Genomic DNA, 18,750 nt, shown 5'->3' on the forward strand with positions numbered 1-18,750 from the left:
CCGTGCCGCCTCAGGCCGGTTCGACGGGCAGCCACAGCTCGCAGGTGGCGGTGCTGAAGTCGGCCGACCGATCGAGGATCGCGACGATCGACGGCCCGGGCCGCAGTCGCCACGGGTTCGACGGGAACCACTCGGCGGCGGTGGCGGCCCAGGTCTGTTGCAGGGCCTGCGGATACGGGCCGGCGGTGCGGAAGATCGCCCAGGTGCCGGGCGGCGCCTCGATGCTGTCGAGGTCGTCGGGGACCGGGCTGTCCCCGGCGACGGCGACCCCGTGCAGGTAGGTCAGCTCGGTGCCCTCGACGGCGTCGGGGTCGACGCCGTCGGTGACCTGGAGCAGACCGCCCGGTTCGGTGTCAGCGAGGTCCTTGAGCCGCTGGTGCTCCTCGGCCGGCAACGCGGCGACGTGCCGTTGGATGTGCGGGTTGACGCCCTGGTGGATGAGCGGAACCCGGGTGGCGTGTCCGATGAGCCGGAACGCGGGGCGGTCGACGATGCGGGTGTCCACGGGGGTGCTCCCTTCGACGGTCAGGCGGAACCTGAGTTGTGGTTGGGTACGAAGGGGGCCTCCGTCACGGCGGACGTCACCGGGTCCGGTGCCGTGGACGGCCCGGAACGCGCGGCCGAACGCCTCCGTGGAGCCGTACCCGTACCGCACCGCGATGCTGAGCAGGTCGTCCGCGCCCCGCACGACGTCGGCGGCGGCGACTGTCATGCGCCGCCGACGCACGTACTCCGACAGCGGTATGCCGGCCAGCGACGAGAACATCCGCCGCAGGTGGTACTCGGTCGTGCCGAGCGCCCGGGCCGCTGCGGTGACGTCGAGTTCCTCGGTGAGGTGCTCCTCGACGAGATCGACGAGCCGGTTGAGTGCCGAGATCATAAGGCCTCCCTTCGACGTCAAGCCTGGCTCGCGCGGCCCTGGCCGCGCCCGATCCTGCTGGCCCGATCCGATCATGTGGGGGCCCGACGGCGCCCCCGACGCGCCCGTTTGGGGCGCTGGTGGGCGGGTAGACGCCGGATCCGCGCGGCGAGAGGGGTAGGACGAGGTGGACGACGACCAGTTCATCGATTCCGTGGCGAACCGCACCGGGACCTCGGCCGAGCAGGCGACCGCGATCGCGCGGGCGACGCTCACCACCCTGGCGGAACGGATCGACGGCGGCGAGGCGCGTGATCTCGCCGCTCACCTGCCGGAGGGGCTGCGGGCGTACGCGTTCGGCCCGCGTGAGGACGCCGAGCGCTTCGGGCTCGACGTGTTCGTGCAGCGGGTAGCTGGTCGGGCCGATGTCGACCCCGACCTGGCCGCCGCCGGCATCCGCGCGGTCCTCGACACCCTTCGCGAGGCTGTCGAGGCCGGTCAGTACGACGACGTCATCGCCTTCCTGCCGGCGGAGTTCTGGCAGGTGGCGAATCCGGCCCCGCAGTACGACGCGCACCGCGACCGGGGCTGACCGCGCCGCCGAGGGTCACCGCAGCAGGGCGCCCTCGGCGACCGGCTCCAGGTACACCGGCAGGTGGTCACCGGCCTGGGCGACGAACATGGCCACCTCGTACGCCATGTCGCCGACCTCCGCGTCGCCGTCGATACCGACGGCCAGGACGGCACCGTTGCCGGTGGTGGCGTGGAACAGGAACGCCCGGGACATCTGCACCACCACCTGGTGCAGCTCGCCGTCGCCGCAGACCCGGGCGGCGGCCAGGCCCAGCGCCTGAAGCCCACAGACCATGCTGGACAGTTGGCTGGCGAGTTCGTCGTCGATGCCCCGGGAGGCGCCCAGCAGCAGCCCGTCCGGGGAGAGCACCACCGCGAACTGGGCACCCGGCACGCGGTCGACGATGTTGTCGAGCGCGCGGCCGAGGTTGTCGGCGGTGGCCACCGCAGAAGTCATGGCAGGTCCTCTCGTTGGGTGGAGCCGGTGGAGACCGGCCGGTCCGGGCTCAGTTCGCGGCCCGTCGGGGCCAGGGCTGTCCGTTCGTGGTGTACGACGGGTCCGCCAGAATGGTTCGAAGCAGGGCCAACAGGTCGGTGCGGTTGGCACAGTTCAGCCGCGAACGCATCCGGGCGACGTGATGCTCCACAGTCTTGGCCGAGATGAACAACCGGTCCCCGATCTCCCGGTAGGTGAGACCGGCGACCACAAGTTCGGCCACTTCCCGCTCCCGGTCGCTGAGCCGGTGCGAGACGGCACCGGCCGCCGGCTTGCGGTCCTCAGCTGCGGACCGTCCCTGGAGTGCCCGCGCGCAGTCCAGCAGCGCCGTCATCGCCCGCCGGTCGGCGGTGCGGATGGCGGCCTGCCCGGCCAACCGGGCGCCGTCCCAGCACAGGCCGGTGTCGTGCAGGCCCCGGGCGGCGGCTTCGACCCGGACCGCGTCCACGGTGCCGCGCAGCACCTCCAGCCAGCACTCGGCGGCGGCGGCCACCACCGCGGCGTACCGGCTGTGGCCGGCGGCGGCGACCAGGGCGCTGACATGCTGGTCGGCGGCGGCGGGGTCGTCGGTGAGGATCGCCGCGTGCAGCCCGCTCCAGTGCAGCGGCGTACGCCACAGGGGCGGATCGGCGAGCCGGCCGAGCAACTCGTGCGCGGTCCGCAGGTAGGGCTGGAGCCGATCCAGGTCACCCAGCCGGGCACCGGCGATGGCCAGTTCGCCGAGTGGCAGCAGCGTGAACAGGTCGACCGGGTGGCGGACCACCGCCTCCAGGGCGGGTACCCAGCCGCGCTGCAACGCGCCGAGGTCGCTGGCGCGCCGGGCGATCCCCATGGTCAGCCCGGCGGCGAAGAGCAGGTCGCGGGACTCCAGCCCGACGCCGGCGGTGGCCTGGGCGAGTTGCTCACCGGCGGCGGCGATCCGCCCCCGGGCCATCAGGATCCAGGCCCGCAGCAGCCGGTGCCGGCCGGTGAGCAGCGGCCCGCCGATCCCGCTGGCCAGGGCGCGGTCGAGGACCCGCTCGGCGATGTCCAGTTCGCCGCAGTGCACGGCGGTCAGCGCCGCCAGCGCGGCGGGACTGTCCGGCAGCAGCACCGCCCGCCCGTCGGGCTCCAGCAGGGCTGCCGCCTGCACGAGGGTGGACAGGGCCGCCGACGGTGTCCCGTGGACGCTTTCGCGTACCCCGGCGGCCATCAGCCGGGCGGCGCCGGCCGGCAGGGTCGGTGGGCTGTCCTGGGTGGGTTCGGGATGGTCGCTCGGACGGCCGGTGGCGAGCGCGCCGACCACGGCGAAGGCGTGCGCGCTCGCCCCGCCGGACCAGCGGTACAGCTCCACGCTGCGGTCGGTCTGTCCACGGTGGGCCAGGGCGGTGGCGGCGACCAGGGCGGCCTCGGCCCGGCCGGCCGGCGACGCGGTGGTGAGCAGCCGGTCGGCCAGCCGCAGCGCGAGGTCCAGATCACCGGCGAGGGCTGCGGCGACCGCCTGCCGTCCGCCGGTGGGTCGGCCGGCGGCGCCGGCCGCCGCGAACAACTCGGCGGCCAACGCCGGTTCGCCGCCGAGGGCCTCCTCCGCCGCCGCCTCCAGGGTGGCCGCCGGGCAGTCACCGGCCACGCCGGCCGCCAGCAGCGAGCGCACCAGCGGCAGCACCGGTGCGCCCCGGCTCAGCGCGAGCTCGCTGAGCAGGTGCCAGACCGCGGTACGGTCGGCGGCCGGGCTCAACGCGGTCACCGCCCGCCCGACCAACGGGGTGGGCCGACCGTCGGCGCTGAGCAGACCTGCCGCCCGGGCTTCGGCGACGAGGTCGTCGATCTCGGCCGGTTCACGATTCAGCAGCGGGCGCAGCGCCTCGGTGGGCAGCGGCACCCCGGCGGCCAGCGCGATCAGCAACCGTCGTACGTCGGAAGCCAGGTGCTCCAGGTCGGGCCCGAGGTACAGCAGCGCCTGGCGGGGCGGTTCCGTCGGTATGCCTGCCGTCTCGTGCTCGCGCAGCCCGTCGACGAGCCACCCCACGTGGCGGGGCACCCCACCGGTCTGGGTGTGCACGAAGTCGACAAGCTCCGGGCGGCGGCCGAGGCGGGGCACGGCGGCGAGGTACGCGGCGGTGCGCGCCCGGGTGAACGGGGTGAGCAGGAGTTGGCGTCCCTCGCGGCGCAGCGTGTCGGTCAACTCGACAAGGGCCGCGGGTCGGGGCCATGGCCGGTAGCTGACCGCGATCCGGTGCCGGCGGTCGGCCACCAGCCGCCGCAGGGTCCGCAGCCGGTCGTCGTCGAGCAGGTGGGCGTCGTCGATCAGCAGTACCGCGTCGGGGTCGCACGCGTCGTCGGTCGCCGGTACCTCGGTGTGCGTGGTGACACCGCCCTGGGCGTAGCGACCGGCCAGTTCCTGGAGGTAGGTGGTGCGGCCGTGGCCGCCCGGGCCGGTCACTCCGAGTGCGAGCGGCGCGGCCGGTTCGGCGGTGATCGCGTCGAGCAGGTCGGTCGGTTCGGCGTCGAGGACCAGCGGGCTGTCCGCCACGGCGCTCGTCATCATGGCGGTCATCCTTCGTGCCCCCGGCTGCGTACCAGTTTCCGACGGGATCGTTTCGGCAGGTCGAGGGGCGGGTAGCGGATCGGCGGGCGGGGTGGTGGCTCCTCGTGGGGGGTCAGGTCGTCGGCCGTGGGCGGGCCGGCGGTACGCGCCATCGGCCGGTGGGACGTCGGTGCGACCGTCGCGGGGGTTCCGGCGGTCGCGGGCGGGCCGGCCGGCAGCGGGCGTGGGGACAGGATCCGGCTGCCGGCGGCGGCCGCGCCGGCGGCGGCTGTGTGCTGCGGGTCGGGTGCTGTCTCGATCGGGAAACCGGCCGTGGCGAGCAGCTCCGCGACCAGCGGAACCCGGCTGGCGCCCCCGGCGAGCAGCACGCCGTCGAGCTGGGCCGGGGCCAGGTCGGCGTCGCGGACGGCCTGCGCCAGCAGTTCCACTGTGGTCTGTACGGCGGGGCGGATCAGCTCCTCGAACTCCAGCCTGGTGACCGGGACCCGGACGGGCCCGGTGGGCAACGACAGCGCCACGTCGGTCTGCGACGTGACGGTCAGCTCACGCTTGGCCCGTTCGCACTCGGCGGGCAACCGGCGCAGTGCGGTTCGCCCGCCCGGACCGGCGGCGGCCAGGTCCCGGGCCAGCGCGGTCCGCACGTGTCCGGCCAGCGCCTCGTCGAAGTCGTCGCCGCCGAGCCGGGCGAGGGTCCGGGGGACGCCGACGGTCTCGTAGCGGTCCCGGGAGTTGCGGCGGACCAGCGTGGTCTCGAAGGTGCCGCCGCCGAGCGCGTACACGGCGGCCACGCCGCCGGCGAAGCCCCGGGCGGCGTACCCCTCCGCCACGGTGACCGTGCGGGGCAGCAGCGTCACCTCCCCCAGGCCGTAGTCCCACAGCGCGCTGTGCAGCAGGTCGCGACGGTACCGGCCCCAGGAGGCCGGATGGCTGAGCACGACCAGCTCGGCCGGCGCGCCCCGGGCACCGTGGACCTGATCGACCACGTGCGCGGCGAGCAGCGCGACGAGTGTCTCCGGTCGGTACCGCTCGCCGGCCAGCAGCAGCGGCACGTGGTCGCCGACCCGCGCCAGCACGCTCCGGGCGGTGCGCTCCGACTCGCCGCTCTCACCGAGGGTGAAGGTGCCGTCGGAGGCGAGCAGCAGCGTCGACGGCAATGGACCGGGCCCGGGGTGCAGCGCGACCGGCTCGGGATGCCCCCAGTGCCCGTCACGGTGCCGGGCGACCGCGGCGACGGTGCTGGTGTTGCCGATGTCGATCCCGAGCACGTAGGCCATCTGCTTTCTTCCTTGACCGCGTCGGCCGTGGGGTTGGGCCGGACAGGCCCGCCGACGCGGGCCGCCCCGGGGGACCCCGTGGGCTCCTACGTTCGTACCAGAGATCACTCCGACATCAGGAGCCCCAACTTCGGCGGGCACCGGTCCCCCACTCCCCCTAACGTACGAGAGCGGGGATGCCCCTAATCGAACGGGTCGGATTGCGGGATCGTCCCCGATGCCCGGTCTGGCGGGCCGCCCGTAGCGTCGTCGGCGATCACCGGTCGTTGACGTTTCGCCGAGGAGAAGCCCCGACATGGACCAGACCCTGCACGACTTCGTGCTCAACCTGCTGACCGACGCGGACGCCCGGTCGGCGTTCGACCTCGACCCGGAGGGCGCACTGCGGGCCGCCGGCCTCGGTGACATCACCGCCGCCGACGTCCAGGACGTGGTGCCGCTGGTGGTGGACTACGCACCGGTGCAGGGCCTCGCGCCTGTCGCACCGGTCACCGGGCAGCTCGGCCTCGATCCGCTTGTCGGCGACGCCACCGACGCGATCAGCCAGTTGCAGAACGTGGCGCAGCAGATCACCGTCAGCAGCTCCCACTCCGGAGTGGACGTCAAGGCCGGGGTGCTCGGCACGATTGCCGTCGACCCGTCGACGGTGACGGCGGGAGCGAGTGTCTTCCCGGGCGTCGGCCTCGGCGTGAACCCCAGCGGGGTGGGTGTGGACCTGTCCGGTGTGCACGACGTGGCGGACACCCTCGACGCGGATGTCGTGGCCCCGATCGACCGGACCACGGAGCCGGCGCTCGGTGACGTCACCGATGCGGTGGGTGACCCCGTCTCCGCGGTGAACGGCACCAGTTCCGGGCTGCTCGACACCACCTCCGGTCTGCTTCCCGGCACCACCAGTCAGGTCGGCGATCTGGTCGGTTCGCTCGGCGTGGGCGACACCCTGGGCGGGCTCGGCCTCACCGGTGAGACCGGCGGCGTGGTGCCGCCGCTCGACCTTGATTCCACTGTGGGCGGTGTGACCGGGCAGGTGGACGGCTTGCTGGGCGGCGTCACCGGCACCGTGACCGGCGGCGCGACGGGGGTGCTGGGCGGCGGGGTCAGTGGTTCGGTGAGCGGGGACACGGCGACCCACGGCGAGGCCTCCACCTCGACCGGCGGGGTGCTGGGCCTCACCGACGGTCTGCTCTGACACCGCCGGCGGGCGGGGTCGGCACCGAACGGTGCCGACCCCGCCCGTCCCGTCGCTCTTGATAATTGAGCCGAAATCAGCACACTTGGTGCGGTGATGGCGGGAATCTGGCTCGACGCGCTCGACGACATCGCCCGCACGTGCCAGGAACACGGCCGGGGTGACCTGCTTCAGGCGGTCCGCCTCAAGCGCGCCCACCTGCTCGATCCGGCGTTGACGGTGCTCGTCGTCGGCGAGCCGAACCAGGGCAAGAGCCAGCTGGTCAACGCGATAGTCAACGCGCCGGTCTGCCCGGTCGGCGACGGGACCACCACCGTCCTGCCGACGGTCCTGCGGCACGCCGAGGTCGCCACGGCCACTGTGGTGCAGACACCGCTGCCGGTGCCGGGAACGGCGCCCGCCGCTGACCCGCCGGCCGTACAGCGCACGCCGGTGCCGACCGACCAGATCGCCGCCGGAGTCGCCGGCAGCACCGGCCGACAGCCCGGCGGCGGCCCCGCGTACATCGAGATCGGTCTGCCCCGGGCGCTGCTCGGCGCCGGTGTGGTGCTCGTCGACATGCCGGGCGGTGACGTCGCCGCCGCCGGCGCCGGCACCCCGGTCGCCGCCCTGACCCGCGCGGACACGGTGCTGCTGGTCACCGACTCCACCCGGGACCTGTCGGTGACCGAGTTGAACATGTTGCTGCACCTCACCCGGTCACACTCCAACGTGGCGGTGGTGCAGACCAAGACGGACCTGGTGCCGGACTGGCGGGCCGTGGCCGAGCGCAACCGACGGCACCTGGCCGACGCGGGCGTGCCGGTGCCGCTGATCCCGGTCTCCGCCGCGCTGCGCCTGCACGCCGCCGCCACCGACGACCACACGCTCAACGCGGAGTCCGGCTTCCCGACCCTGATCGCCCTGCTCCGGCGGCACCTGGCCGCCAAGCCGGACACCCTGGCCCGGGCCGCGGTGGTGCTGACCGCGCGCACGGTTGTCGAGCAGCTCGCCGCGCCGCTGCGGGCGGAACTGTCCAACCAGCGTTCGGCGGAGGAGTCCGCTCCGATGGCCCGGCTGCACGCGGCGCAGCGGGAGGTCGACGAGCTGCGCCGGTGCTCCACCCGGTGGCAGAACACGCTCACCGACGAGATGGCCGACCTGATCTCCGACATCGAGCACGACCTGCGGGAGCGCACCCGGCAGATTCTGCGGATGGTCGACGAGGCGTTCGAAACCGCGGACCCGCTGGTGGCGTGGGACGCCGTCGCGCAGTGGCTGGAGCGGAGCCTGGTCGAGGCGGCGGAGGCGAACCGGCGGTGGCTGGTCCAGCGCTGCGACTGGATCGCCCGGCGGGTGGCCGCGTCGTTCGCCAGGTACGGCCACGGTTCGCTGCCACCGTGGCCGCTTACCGCGTCGGTCGAGTACGGTGCCCCGGTGCCGGAGCTGGAGCGGCCGAACGTCGACAGGTTCTCGGTCGGCCAGAAGGTCTTCACCGGCATGAAGGGCTCCTACGGTGGGCTGCTGATGTTCGGCCTGGCACTGACCCTGGCCGGCATGCCCATGATCAATCCGATCTCCATAGGTGCCGGTGCCCTCTTCGGCGGCAAGAGCATCCGCGACGAGGGCAAACAACTGCTGCGCCGCCGACAGGCCACGGTCAAGGCGGCGGTGCAGCGGCACGTCGACGACTTCTTCATCCAGGTCAGCAAGGACAGCCGGGACGCGGCCCGCCGAGCGCAACGGGTGCTGCGGGACCACTTCGTCGCGCTGACCGACGAGTTGCAGACCGCCATCATCGACTCGCTGCGCAGCGCCAAGGAGGCGGCCGACACCGACGCGGCGGCGCGTGAGCGACGTCAACGCGAGATCCAGCAACGGATGATCCGGCTGGCCGAGCTCTACGAGCAGGCGCAGCAGGTCACCGCCGCCCGCCCGGCGCCACTGACATGACCGGAGCGCGGCTGGATGCGGACGTCCGGGACCTGCTGCACCGGGCGCTGCACGCCTATCACGACAACCCACGGGCCACCGAGCTGCTGCGGCATCAGGTGGCCCGCTACGACCAGCCGCTGCGGGTCGCCGTCGTCGGCGGCTGGCGCAGCGGCAAGTCGACACTGCTCAACGCGCTGATGGGCGAGGAGGTCGCTCCGGTCGACGGGAGCGCCTTCACCTGGTACGAGGACGGGCCCCAACCGGACGCCACCGGCTACTCCACGAGTCATCCACCACAGCGGCTGGCGGTGCTGCGCTCCGGCACCGGAATGCGGGTCGACCTCACCGGTTGGCGGGCCGGAGAGCTGCGCGACATCGTGGTGCGGTGGCCGGCACGGTCGCTGCGACAACTCACCCTGTTGGACACACCGGCGCTCGGCGGCACCGACGGGCAGGCGGCGGATCCGGTGCTGGCGCGGGTGCTGCGGGAGGCCGACGCGCTGCTGTACCTGACCCGCGACGCCCGGGGCGCCGACCTGCGGGCCCTGGGGGCGACCCGGGAGGGCGTCGTCGGGCAGGCCGCACCGGTGCACACGATCATGGTGTTGTCCCGGGTGGACGAGTCCGGCGGTGGACGCGTCGACGCGCTGCTCGGCGCGCGTCAGCTCGCCCGGCGGGCGCTGCGGAACCCGCACGTGGACGCGCTGTGCGCGACAGTGGTGCCGTGCAGTGGGCTGCTCGGGCTGGCCGGCCGGGTGCTCAGCGAGACCGAATTCGCCGCGCTGGCGGCACTGGCCCGGGTGCCGCGCGCCGAGCTCGAGCCGTACCTCCTCTCCGCCGAGCGGTTCGCCCGCGGCGAGCCGCCCGCCGGGCTGCCCACGGCCACCCGCGGCGCGTTGCTGGAACGGCTCGGCGTGGTCGGGATCCGCCTGGCGACCACCCTCGTCCGCACCGGCTGCGACAACCGGGTGGCGCTGGCCGCCGAACTGGTCCGCCGTAGCGGTCTCGGTGAGCTGCGCGAGTCCCTCAACCGGCTCTTCGTCGACCGCCGGCACGTGCTCAAGGCCCGGTCGGCGCTGACGGCTGTGGAGGCGGTGCTGCGGGAGGAGCCGGGACCGGCGACCGGCGACCTGCTCGCCGCGCTGGAGCGGCTGCTCGCCGGTGCGCACGAGTTCGCCGAATCGCGGCTGCTCGCGGCGCTGCGCGACGGCCGCCTCGGCTTCGACGCCGAACTGGCGGCCGAGGCCCGGCGGCTGCTCGGCGGTGACGGTGACGACCCGGCGGCCCGGCTCGGCATCGCTCCCGACGCCACCCTCGCCTGGCTGTGGGAGACCGCCGCCGAGGCACGCTGGCGGTGGCGGGAACGGGCCGAGGATGCCGGGCTGGCGTTGCCGCAGCGACGCGGCGCGCAGGTGGTGGCCCGCAGCTGCGAGGGCCTGCTCGCCGACCTGGCCGCCGCCCACGCCCGCTAGCCGCCCGGGTCGAGGTCCCGGGCGGGCCCGCGGCGCCCACCGGCCCGTGTCAGGACTGGTGCCCGGTCAGGCGGGCCGGGCCGGGCCGTGCAGGCCCACCAGGCCGGGGACGCTGACGCGGCCGAGTTCGCCGCCGGTGGCCGGATCCTGCCAGGACACCGCTGCCCGATGGCCCAGGTAAAGGCGTCTGCCGTCCGGGCTGAGCACGAGACCGGTGACCGGGCCGGCGGCCGTCCGCTCGGCGGTCACGGCGAGACCGGCCAGGTCCACGGCCCGTACGGCGGTACCGGTGCCGAGGAAGAGGCGGTCCGCGGAGGCCGTGGCGTACGCCGGGCCACCGCCGCTGGCGAGGGTGGCGGTGCGGCGTACGGTCAGTTCCTCGGTGGAGATCTCCGCGACGGCGCCGGAGCCGACGTCGGCTACGTAGAGGCGTCCGCCGTCCGGGGTGATAGCCATGGCGTGGCCGTCGGCACCGCCCTCCCCGAACGGGTGCGGGAGGTCCACGCAGTACGCCCACCGCTGTTCGAGGTGCAGCGTGTGCACAAAGGCGTGCACGTCGCGACCCGGCCGCCCGCTGATCCGGTCCCGGGTGTGCTGGTGGTCGGGCTGATGGGTGTAGAGCGTGTAGAGCACCCTGCGGTTCGGTGCCAGCACTGCCTGTCGTCCGTCGCCGCGCATCTCCTCCTCCGCACCCTCCGGCACCTGTGTCTTGGCGCGGGTGAGCAGCGGCCCGGCGACCCCGGTGGCGAGGTCGACCAGGCGGACCCGGTAGCGGTCCGGCGCGGCCGACGGTAGCCACTCCAGCACGAACAGCCCGGCGAGATCGTGGGTGAACGCCTCCGGCACGATGGTGCCGGGCAGCCGTAGCCGTTGCCGCACCCCACCGGCGTCAGCGATCAACACGAGCGTCTCGTCGCGCCCGGCGGGACGCTCCCCGGTGGCACTGAGTCGTTCGGTGGTCAGCGCCAGCCGGGTGCCGTCGGTGGAGACGGTCTGCGGCACCCACCGGCCGGGCAGCCGGACCCGCTCGGAGGCGTCGCCCCGACCGGCGTCGACGCGCCACAGGGCCGTGTCGGTGCCGTCGGCGGCGGCCGCCCACACCAGCCGCCCGTCGGCGGTGGCCACCCCGTCACCTATCGACTGCCGGTCGGTGCCGCGCAACACGGTCAGGCCATCGTCCATCGCGACGAGCAGCGGGTCCGGCAGCGGGTCGGGGGCGGCCGGGTCGCAGCCGGTCAGGGCGGCGGCGCCGGCCCCGGCCAGAACGGTCAGCAGGGTACGCCGCGAGATCGTCGGGTTCGCCATCATGACCGGGTGACACCGCCGGACCGTCGAGGGTTCCCACCCGGCGCGGTGGAACCTGCTCGGCGCGGGCGGTGTCAGTAGGGGTGATCCCACCGGAGGTTGCACTGGACGACGAGCAGTTCGTCACCCGCGCACAGGCAGGTGACCTGGCGGCGTACGAGTCCCTGGTCGCCCGGCACACCGCGGCCGCGTACCGGACCGCGGTGCTGCTCGGCGCGGGCTCCGATGCCGAGGACGTCATCCAGGAGGCGTTCGTGAAGGGCTACCGCAAGCTCGACCGCTACCGCGGCGAGTCGTCGTTCCGCTCCTGGCTGCTGGCCATCGTGGCCAACGAGACACGCAACCTGCACCGTACCCGGGAGCGCCGCAACGGCCTGGTGCTGCGCGCGGCGCGGGTGGAGCCGGGCGCCGAGATCGTCGAGGACGACGCGGTCGGCGCGGTCCTCGCCGGGGAGCGCCGGGCCGCGCTGGTGCGTGCCCTGCGGTCGCTGCCGTCCCGGGACCGTGAGGTGATCGTCTGCCGGTACCTGCTGGACCTCAGCGAGGACGAGACGGTCACCATGCTGGGCTGGCCCCGGGGCACCGTGAAGTCGCGCACCTCGCGGGCGCTTGTGAAACTGCGTGGCCTGCTCGCGGTCGAGGAGGTCAGCCATGGATGACCTCGAGCGGGAGCTGCGCGACCTGTCCGCGTGGTTGGCGACCCCCGAGCCACCTGACGTCACGGACCAGGTCCGTGCCCGGCTGGTCGCCGCGCCCGGCACCCGCCGCGTCGCCCGCCGACGACGATTGCGGTACGCGCTGGCCGCGGCGCTGGCGGCGGTACTGGTGGCGGTGCTGCCGCCGGGACGGGCCGCGCTCGCCGACGCGATGGCGGGCCTGCTGCGCTTCGCCGGCATCACCATCAGCACCTCCCCCGCCCCGACGCCGACCGGCATCCCGTCGCCGCCGCCGGCACAGCGATCCGCCGCCGTCGACGAGGCGCGCCGGCTCGTGAATTTCCCGGTCCGGATCCCGGCCGCGCTGGGTCCGCCGGAGCAGACTCTGTTGACCGACCCGGACGAGACCGGCAGGTACCGGGTGGCGACCCTGCTCTACCGTGCCGGCGCCCTGCGGGTGGAGACCTTCGACGGCCGGCTCGACCCGGTCTTCTTCAAGCAGGCCGGCGGGTCCGACGCGCGGTGGACGAGGGTTGGGGCGGTCGACGCGATCTGGATCGCTGGCCCACACCCGGTCGCCTACGTGGACCGTGCCGGGGTCGTGCGTCAGGAGCATGCCCGCCTCGCCGCCGCGACGCTGATCTGGGAGGACGCCGGGGTGACCTATCGACTGGAGGGCGAGTTGACCATGGCCGAGGCGGTCACGATCGCCGCCACCCTGGAGTGACGGCACCACTGCCCGCACGGCCCGCGCCGAAATGCGTCACCGGGCTGTCAATCAGGCGATCCGGCTTCGGCGCCCCGCTTCGGCGACGCCTCCCTCCGAAACCGTTGTCAGCGTGATCAATCTGTGATGTCCGAGGTCCATCCGCACCAACCACCCCGCGTTACCGAGGTCCCGTCGTGTCCACGGAGCGGGATCAGGCGTCCCGCATCGGGTGGTGGTCGGCGGGGCGACCACTACCGGGAGTTTTCCGGGATAGGAGGGTGCCCGGCCAGCCCGTCGAAACCGCGCGAGGCCGCCGTCGGCCCACCTACCGGACTATTCGGGCGAGCAAGCGTCCGGATCATTGTTAACGCAAACACCTCGTCACGCAGAGCCACCTGAGGCCGACCACTCGTCCGAAACCGATAAGCCCCGTTTGTCGGATGGATCGCTGCCGCCGGTCCTGAGCCTTGGAAGTTTCGGAAACGTGTCTTGTTTTTTTCGGATAAGTCTGCGACCGTTTTGGCCGTCGGTGGCCTGGGTCACTCCGAGGTTGATCGCGAGTCACCGCGAGTCGAGCCCGGACCAGTGCCTGTCGACCGGAGACAACCCCTTCGGAGTCCCTCGATGCGCGTTCTGGTCGGCGGCTCCGTCGGCGGGGGAGTTTCACGTGGGCAGACTTGGCAGAGAGGAAAGTTGATGAGGGCGAGAAAACTACTGGCTGTTTCGGTAGCCCTGGCAACGGGCGTCCTGGCGACGGCGGCCTGCGGCGGTGACGATTCAGAGGGTCGCAACAGCGACGGGTCGGTCACGATGAGCTTCTGGCACAACGCCAGCACCGGCCCGGGTAAGGCCTTCTGGGAGAAGACCGTCGCCGACTTCCAGGCTGCCAACCAGAACGTGAAGATCGAGATCCAGTCGATCCAGAACGAGGATCTCGACGGCAAGCTCCAGACGGCCCTCAACTCCGGCGACGCTCCGGACGTGTTCATGCAGCGTGGCGGCGGCAAGATGGCCGCGATGGTCAAGGCCGGTCAGCTGATGGACCTGACCGACTCGATCACCGAAGACACCAAGAAGGTGATCTCGCAGGGGTCGTTCACGGCGCAGACGATCGAGGGCAAGGTCTACGCCATGCCGGTGGCGGTCCTGCCCGGTGGCTTCTTCTACAGCAAGGACCTGTTCGCCAAGGCTGGCATCGCGCAGCCGCCGACCACCCTCGCCGAGCTTCAGGACGCCGTGACGAAGCTGAAGGCGGCGGGCGTGCAGCCGATCGCGCTCGGCGCGAAGGACGCCTGGCCGGCTGCCTTCTACTACTACTTCTTCGCGCTGCGGGAGTGCAGCTCGGAGACGATCACCCAGGCCGGTCAGACGATGAACTTCGACGACCCCTGCTGGCTCAAGGCCGGTCAGGACGTGCAGAACTTCGCCGCCTCCGAGCCGTTCAACAACGGCTTCCTGACCACCTCCGCCCAGCAGGGCGCCGGCAGCTCCGCGGGCCTACTCGCCAACAAGAAGGCGGCGATGGAGCTGATGGGCGCCTGGAACCCCGGCGTCATCGCCTCACTGACCCCGGACGAGAAGCCGCTGCCCGACCTGGACTGGTTCCCCTTCCCCAGCATCGAGGGCGGTGCCGGTCAGCCCGGCGCGATCCTCGGCGGCGTCGACGGCTACTCCTGCTCGGCCCAGGCCCCCAAGGAGGAGTGCACCGCGTTCCTGAACTACATCGCGAAGACCGACGTGCAGAAGGCCTACTACGAGGCGTTCAACGCGCCGCCGGTCAACAGCGAGGCGCAGGCCGCGGTCACCGAGTCCCACCTGCAGTCCATCCTCACCGCCTACAACCAGGCGCCGTTCGTGTCGCAGTGGCTCGACACGGTCTACGGGCAGAACGTCGGCAACGCCCTGAACACCGCTGTGGTGAACATGCTCGCCGGTAAGGGAGACCCGCAGGGCATCGTCGATGCGGTCAAGACCGCCGCCAAGAGGGCGCAGTAGTCCAACCGCCATGTCTGAAACGCAACACGAGAGCGTACGGCTCGCGCCGGACCCGTCGCCGGGTCTGACGAAGGTCGGGGGTGACACGCCTGCCGTGTCGCCCCCGGCCCGGCGCCGCCGGCGCAAGGGCATCGGCTGGCCGGCCCGACTGGAAATCGCGTTGATGACGGGACCGACACTCATCGTGTTCCTGTCCTTCGTCATCCTGCCCGTGGCCATGGCCGCCTACTACGGCTTCTTCAGCTGGCAGGGTTACGGGCCCGCTGAGGACTTCGTCGGCTTCCGCAACTACCTACTGATCTTCGAAGACGGCACGTTCATCGACGCCCTGCGCCACAACGGCATCATCGTGGTGCTGTCGTTGCTGCTCCAGGGTCCGGCGGCCATCCTGCTCGCCCTGCTGCTGAACCGGCAGATGCGGGGGCAGACGATCATCCGGGTGCTGGTCTTCATCCCGTACGTGATCTCCGAAGTGGTGGTCGGCACCGGCTGGAGCCTGATGCTGCACGGGGAGGGCGTGGTCAACGCCGTCCTCGAGAAGATCGGGCTCGGCTGGTTGCAGAACGACTGGCTCTCCGATCCGAAGATCGCGATCTGGACGCTGATGGGCATCCTCACCTGGAAGTACATCGGCTTCGCGGTCATCCTCTTCCTCGCCGGGCTCCAAGGCATCCCGGAGGAGCTGACCGAGGCCGCGGCGATCGACGGCGCGTCGTACTGGCAGATCCAACGGCGCATCACGCTGCCGCTGCTCGGGCCGACGATCCGCATCTGGGCGTTCCTGTCGATGATCGGCGCCCTGCAACTGTTCGACCTGGTCTACATCATCTGGGGCCAGTACGTGGCGGCCACGGCCGGAACGTCGACAATGGCCACCTACATGGTGGCCAACGGACGGAACGCGGGAGAGTACGGGTACGGCAACGCGGTCGCCGTGGTCCTGTTCTTCATCTCGCTCTTCGCCGCCCTGCTGTACCAGCGGTTCATCCTGCGCCGGGACACCGAGGGCGCGATCACCGGAGGGAGGCGCTGATGGCCGTGACCGCCGTGACCGGGCGCAGGGCACCGCGCAGATCATCCCGGTCCCGGAAGCCGCTGGACTGGACCGACCCGACCGTGTACTTCGTCGCGCTGCTGCTCATCGCGACGATGCTGGCCCCGGTCATCTACATCATCATGGGTGGCTTCCGGACCAACGCGCAGATCACCACCGACCCCGCCGGACTGCCCACCGACTGGCGGACCGAGAACTACCTCGATGTGCTGACCGGAGGCACCTTCTGGCAGCAGGTCCTCAACTCGACGATCGTGGCCCTGGCCACCACGGCGGGGGTGGTCGCTCTCGGGCTGATGACCAGCTTCATCATCGCCCGCTACCGGTTCTGGGGGCGGGGGGCGATGTACGCGCTGTTCGCCGCCGGCCTGATGTTCCCGCTGACCGTGGCGATCACCCCGCTGTACATCCTGGTCAAGAACCTCGGCCTGATGAACACGCTGCCCGGGGTGATCCTGCCGCAGATCGGGTTCGGCATCCCGCTGACCATCATCATCCTGGTCCCGTTCGTACGGGCGATCCCCGACGAGATCCAGGAGGCCGCGTCGATCGACGGTTGCAGCCGACTGGGCTTCTTCTGGCGGATGGTGCTCCCGCTGGCCATGCCGGGTGTCATCACCGTGGCCATCCTGAGCTTCATCCAGAGCTGGAACGGGTACCTGCTGCCACTGTTCATCCTGAACCGGGAGGAGACCTTCACGCTGCCCCTCGGCGTGCAGGCATTCGCCTCGGAGTACTCGGTCGACACGGCGAAGGTGCTGGCATTCACCTCCCTGTCGATGATCCCGGCACTTGTGTTCTTCAGCCTGTTCCAACGCCGGATCGTCGGCGGCCTGACCGGAGCGGTGAAGGGCTGATCGTCAGCGGAGGCGGTACGCGCCCGGCCACCTCGGTACGACCCAGGTCGTGCTGAGGTGGCCGGGCGCGTCGGGTGCTACACCCGACCCTGCAGGATCGTGCCCATCCGCAGCGCGACATCCTTACGCCGGTCCGACTCACCGATGTCGGCCTTGATGCCGCAGAAGTCACCGCCTCGGCACGGGAACCACAGCTCGCCGTGGATGTCGTCGTAGACGGCGCCGTCGGCGGACCCGGTCACCGGCTCGCCGATCTCGGCCACCGCCTCGTACTCGTCCTTGGACAGGGCCGTGGCATGGATGGCCTGCCCACCGGAGGTCGCCGTCCACACGCAACCGCCGAGCTGATAGTCGTGCTGGCCACCGTCGTGCGCCCCGATCACGTCCGCGACCTCGTCCGTGGTGAGCCGTTCGCACTCGTCGCCCTTCGGCTCGGTCAGGAAGTCGGCCGCGTCGTCCGCGTTCCGCGCCGCGCCCGGCGTCTCCCCCGCCGTCGAGGCACCCGAGCCGGCGTCGCTTCCGCACGCCACGAGCACGGTCAGCGCCGCACCGACGAGAGCGGCCCGGGTCAGCCTGCTGAGGATCTCCATAGGTCATCCCTCCGCCGCGGCACCGCTTGCCGCCGATGACCCACTCCAACACGACCAGCCGAAACTTGAATCGGTAGATTCCCCCGGCTTTGCCGAGGTGATCCCATGGCCCCGTTGCTGCCGCTGGTCCGGGTCACACGCTGGCGAGCAGCGCGTCGAGGGGTCGGGGCACGGTGTCCCGGGCGACGGCGGCCTCGACGAGCAGGCGGGCGTAGCGCAGGTTGCGACGGGAACTGCTGCGCAGGAACCGCCACAGTTGCGCGTCGGGATCCCGGCCCCGCCAGGCGGGCTGACTCTGGAACCCATGGAACTGGCGCAGATCGCCCTGGGCGTCGAAGAGCGCCTCGACGGCCTCGCTGCCGACGGCACGGATCAGCTCGTCCTCCAGGTCGTCGACGCAGACCTGGAACCCGAGCTGCGCCATCTCGGCGCGGGTGCCGGGCGTACCCACGCCCGCCTCCGTCAGCCCGCGCCGGAAAATCTCCTCTTCGCGCAGGTCGCAGAGGCCGGCCAGGCGCATCCCGCTGCCCGGCGGGCCCAGCCGGGTCAGGAAGCGGCCGATCGCGTGGGCGCCACCGATCGGGACGATGACGATCCGCTCGGCGGCGAGATCGCGGCCACGGCAGGTCGCCAGCGTCTCCAGGGCGATCTGATCGCTGATCCCCTCGACGAGCACCGCCGCCAGAGCGGACTCAGCCCGGGCCAGGGCGCCGGCGGTGGCCTGCATCGAGGCGGCGTTGCCACCCAACGGCCCGTCCAGACCGATCCCGGTGGGCTCGGAACGCGAGGTGACATCCATGCTGGGCCTCCCCGTCCGGTCGGCGGAGCCCCGCGACGAGCGACAAAAACCAAAGGCAGGGAGATCCACCTCCCTGCCACTCCTAACGTATAGCGCACCGGGGGGCTTGTGGCAAGACCCGGGCGGCCGGTGCCCTGGTCGGCCTGCCGGTCTCCACCGGAATCGTGGAAGGACGCGCCCGGGTCATCCTGGATCTGGCCCGGGTCGATCTCGAACCGGGCGACATCCTCGTCACCACCCACACCGACCCAGCTGGACGCCGCCCTTCGTCGCCGTCGCCGGCCTGGTGACCGAGGTCGGCGGACTGATGACCCACCGGGCGGTGATAGCCCGGGAGTACGGCCTACCGGCCGTCGTCGGAGTGCCGGACGCAACCCGACTGATCCCCGACGGGCAGCGGATCCGCGTGCATGCCACCGGCGGCTACGTGGAGATCCTGGCCTCGTAGACGCGCCAGCGTCGAGCTGGCAGGCTCAACCGG

Annotated in this window: 16 protein-coding genes and 1 pseudogene; 10 read left to right on the forward strand and 7 right to left on the reverse strand. The window is 72.2% G+C overall.

Features of this window, described 5'->3' with window-relative positions:
* Positions 1 to 10: 10 nt before the first annotated feature.
* The gene (locus tag Van01_RS15505) at positions 11 to 880 is read right to left on the reverse strand and encodes an AraC family transcriptional regulator (RefSeq protein WP_204007457.1); all 870 of its coding nucleotides are present in this window, start codon (positions 878 to 880) and stop codon (positions 11 to 13) included.
* Between the two features lie 166 nt (positions 881 to 1,046).
* Here Van01_RS15505 and Van01_RS15510 point away from each other — a divergent pair, with 166 nt between their 5' ends.
* On the forward strand, positions 1,047 to 1,451 hold the full coding sequence (locus Van01_RS15510) for a DUF2267 domain-containing protein (protein ID WP_204007459.1): 405 nt from the start codon (positions 1,047 to 1,049) through the stop codon (positions 1,449 to 1,451).
* Between the two features lie 15 nt (positions 1,452 to 1,466).
* Here Van01_RS15510 and Van01_RS15515 read toward each other — a convergent pair whose 3' ends face one another.
* The 3 genes from Van01_RS15515 to Van01_RS15525 are packed head-to-tail and all read right to left on the reverse strand — an operon-like array spanning position 1,467 to position 5,729.
* The gene (locus tag Van01_RS15515; RefSeq protein ID WP_204007461.1) at positions 1,467 to 1,889 is read right to left on the reverse strand and encodes a roadblock/LC7 domain-containing protein; all 423 of its coding nucleotides are present in this window, start codon (positions 1,887 to 1,889) and stop codon (positions 1,467 to 1,469) included.
* A gap of 49 nt (positions 1,890 to 1,938) precedes the next feature.
* A complete protein-coding gene (locus Van01_RS15520) occupies positions 1,939 to 4,455 on the reverse strand; it encodes a LuxR C-terminal-related transcriptional regulator (protein ID WP_204007463.1) in 2,517 nt (838 codons plus the stop codon).
* Positions 4,456 to 4,460: 5 nt separating this feature from the next.
* On the reverse strand, positions 4,461 to 5,729 hold the full coding sequence (locus tag Van01_RS15525) for an Hsp70 family protein (RefSeq protein WP_204007465.1): 1,269 nt from the start codon (positions 5,727 to 5,729) through the stop codon (positions 4,461 to 4,463).
* Positions 5,730 to 6,024: 295 nt separating this feature from the next.
* Between Van01_RS15525 and Van01_RS15530 the strand changes: the two genes are divergently transcribed.
* From Van01_RS15530 to Van01_RS15540, 3 genes are all read left to right on the forward strand, one after another.
* A complete protein-coding gene (locus Van01_RS15530; protein ID WP_204007467.1) occupies positions 6,025 to 6,918 on the forward strand; it encodes an IniB N-terminal domain-containing protein in 894 nt (297 codons plus the stop codon).
* Positions 6,919 to 7,014: 96 nt separating this feature from the next.
* Positions 7,015 to 8,850, forward strand: coding sequence for a dynamin family protein (locus tag Van01_RS15535; RefSeq protein ID WP_204007469.1), 1,836 nt, complete (start codon positions 7,015 to 7,017; stop codon positions 8,848 to 8,850).
* Complete coding sequence (locus tag Van01_RS15540) at positions 8,847 to 10,304, forward strand: GTPase family protein (RefSeq protein WP_204007471.1); 1,458 nt, start codon at positions 8,847 to 8,849, stop codon at positions 10,302 to 10,304. Before Van01_RS15535 ends, Van01_RS15540 begins: the two co-directional genes overlap by 4 nt.
* A gap of 66 nt (positions 10,305 to 10,370) precedes the next feature.
* Here Van01_RS15540 and Van01_RS15545 read toward each other — a convergent pair whose 3' ends face one another.
* Entirely contained in the window at positions 10,371 to 11,612 is a 1,242-nt protein-coding gene (locus tag Van01_RS15545) for a YncE family protein (RefSeq protein ID WP_239099100.1), read from the reverse strand.
* An 80-nt stretch (positions 11,613 to 11,692) separates the two neighbouring features.
* Between Van01_RS15545 and Van01_RS15550 the strand changes: the two genes are divergently transcribed.
* The 5 genes from Van01_RS15550 to Van01_RS15570 all read left to right on the forward strand — a co-directional run bounded on the left by Van01_RS15550 (position 11,693) and on the right by Van01_RS15570 (position 16,880).
* The gene (locus tag Van01_RS15550; RefSeq protein ID WP_373306262.1) at positions 11,693 to 12,268 is read left to right on the forward strand and encodes an RNA polymerase sigma factor; all 576 of its coding nucleotides are present in this window, start codon (positions 11,693 to 11,695) and stop codon (positions 12,266 to 12,268) included.
* The gene (locus tag Van01_RS15555; RefSeq protein WP_204007475.1) at positions 12,261 to 12,992 is read left to right on the forward strand and encodes a hypothetical protein; all 732 of its coding nucleotides are present in this window, start codon (positions 12,261 to 12,263) and stop codon (positions 12,990 to 12,992) included. The genes Van01_RS15550 and Van01_RS15555 overlap by 8 nt, the downstream gene beginning before the upstream one ends.
* A gap of 792 nt (positions 12,993 to 13,784) precedes the next feature.
* Positions 13,785 to 14,969 carry an extracellular solute-binding protein gene (locus Van01_RS15560; RefSeq protein WP_239093378.1) on the forward strand — a complete coding sequence of 395 codons (1,185 nt, stop codon included), beginning with the start codon at positions 13,785 to 13,787 and terminating at the stop codon, positions 14,967 to 14,969.
* A 10-nt stretch (positions 14,970 to 14,979) separates the two neighbouring features.
* Positions 14,980 to 16,002, forward strand: a complete 1,023-nt coding sequence (locus Van01_RS15565; protein WP_204007486.1) for a carbohydrate ABC transporter permease — start codon at positions 14,980 to 14,982, stop codon at positions 16,000 to 16,002.
* Positions 16,002 to 16,880 (forward strand): carbohydrate ABC transporter permease, encoded by an 879-nt coding sequence (locus tag Van01_RS15570; RefSeq protein ID WP_204007488.1) that lies wholly within the window; start codon positions 16,002 to 16,004, stop codon positions 16,878 to 16,880. The genes Van01_RS15565 and Van01_RS15570 overlap by 1 nt, the downstream gene beginning before the upstream one ends.
* 77 nt (positions 16,881 to 16,957) lie before the next feature.
* On the opposite strand, the gene Van01_RS15575 is transcribed toward Van01_RS15570, so the two are convergent.
* Both Van01_RS15575 and Van01_RS15580 read right to left on the reverse strand, forming a co-directional pair.
* Positions 16,958 to 17,470: a hypothetical protein gene (locus tag Van01_RS15575; protein ID WP_204007490.1), complete on the reverse strand. Its 513-nt coding sequence runs from the start codon at positions 17,468 to 17,470 to the stop codon at positions 16,958 to 16,960.
* Positions 17,471 to 17,603: 133 nt separating this feature from the next.
* Positions 17,604 to 18,269: a TOPRIM nucleotidyl transferase/hydrolase domain-containing protein gene (locus Van01_RS15580; RefSeq protein ID WP_239099101.1), complete on the reverse strand. Its 666-nt coding sequence runs from the start codon at positions 18,267 to 18,269 to the stop codon at positions 17,604 to 17,606.
* Between the two features lie 128 nt (positions 18,270 to 18,397).
* Here Van01_RS15580 and Van01_RS15585 point away from each other — a divergent pair.
* Positions 18,398 to 18,717, forward strand: a pseudogene (locus tag Van01_RS15585) (PEP-utilizing enzyme); the annotation flags it as partial.
* Positions 18,718 to 18,750: the final 33 nt, after the last annotated feature.

Source organism: Micromonospora andamanensis (assembly GCF_016863495.1).
Taxonomy (GTDB): Bacteria; Actinomycetota; Actinomycetes; order Mycobacteriales; family Micromonosporaceae; genus Micromonospora; species Micromonospora andamanensis.

What these genes read in the sequence shown, in the direction of transcription:
- Van01_RS15505 (WP_204007457.1), bottom strand. Translation starts at nt 880, where the DNA reads ATGATCTCGGCACTCAACCGGCTCGTCGATCTCGTCGAGGAGCACCTC.
- Van01_RS15515 (WP_204007461.1), bottom strand. Translation starts at nt 1,889, where the DNA reads ATGACTTCTGCGGTGGCCACCGCCGACAACCTCGGCCGCGCGCTCGAC.
- Van01_RS15520 (WP_204007463.1), bottom strand. Translation starts at nt 4,455, where the DNA reads ATGATGACGAGCGCCGTGGCGGACAGCCCGCTGGTCCTCGACGCCGAA.
- Van01_RS15525 (WP_204007465.1), bottom strand. Translation starts at nt 5,729, where the DNA reads ATGGCCTACGTGCTCGGGATCGACATCGGCAACACCAGCACCGTCGCC.
- Van01_RS15530 (WP_204007467.1), top strand. Translation starts at nt 6,025, where the DNA reads ATGGACCAGACCCTGCACGACTTCGTGCTCAACCTGCTGACCGACGCG.
- Van01_RS15535 (WP_204007469.1), top strand. Translation starts at nt 7,015, where the DNA reads ATGGCGGGAATCTGGCTCGACGCGCTCGACGACATCGCCCGCACGTGC.
- Van01_RS15540 (WP_204007471.1), top strand. Translation starts at nt 8,847, where the DNA reads ATGACCGGAGCGCGGCTGGATGCGGACGTCCGGGACCTGCTGCACCGG.
- Van01_RS15545 (WP_239099100.1), bottom strand. Translation starts at nt 11,612, where the DNA reads ATGATGGCGAACCCGACGATCTCGCGGCGTACCCTGCTGACCGTTCTG.
- Van01_RS15555 (WP_204007475.1), top strand. Translation starts at nt 12,261, where the DNA reads ATGGATGACCTCGAGCGGGAGCTGCGCGACCTGTCCGCGTGGTTGGCG.
- Van01_RS15560 (WP_239093378.1), top strand. Translation starts at nt 13,785, where the DNA reads ATGAGCTTCTGGCACAACGCCAGCACCGGCCCGGGTAAGGCCTTCTGG.
- Van01_RS15565 (WP_204007486.1), top strand. Translation starts at nt 14,980, where the DNA reads ATGTCTGAAACGCAACACGAGAGCGTACGGCTCGCGCCGGACCCGTCG.
- Van01_RS15570 (WP_204007488.1), top strand. Translation starts at nt 16,002, where the DNA reads ATGGCCGTGACCGCCGTGACCGGGCGCAGGGCACCGCGCAGATCATCC.
- Van01_RS15575 (WP_204007490.1), bottom strand. Translation starts at nt 17,470, where the DNA reads ATGGAGATCCTCAGCAGGCTGACCCGGGCCGCTCTCGTCGGTGCGGCG.
- Van01_RS15580 (WP_239099101.1), bottom strand. Translation starts at nt 18,269, where the DNA reads ATGGATGTCACCTCGCGTTCCGAGCCCACCGGGATCGGTCTGGACGGG.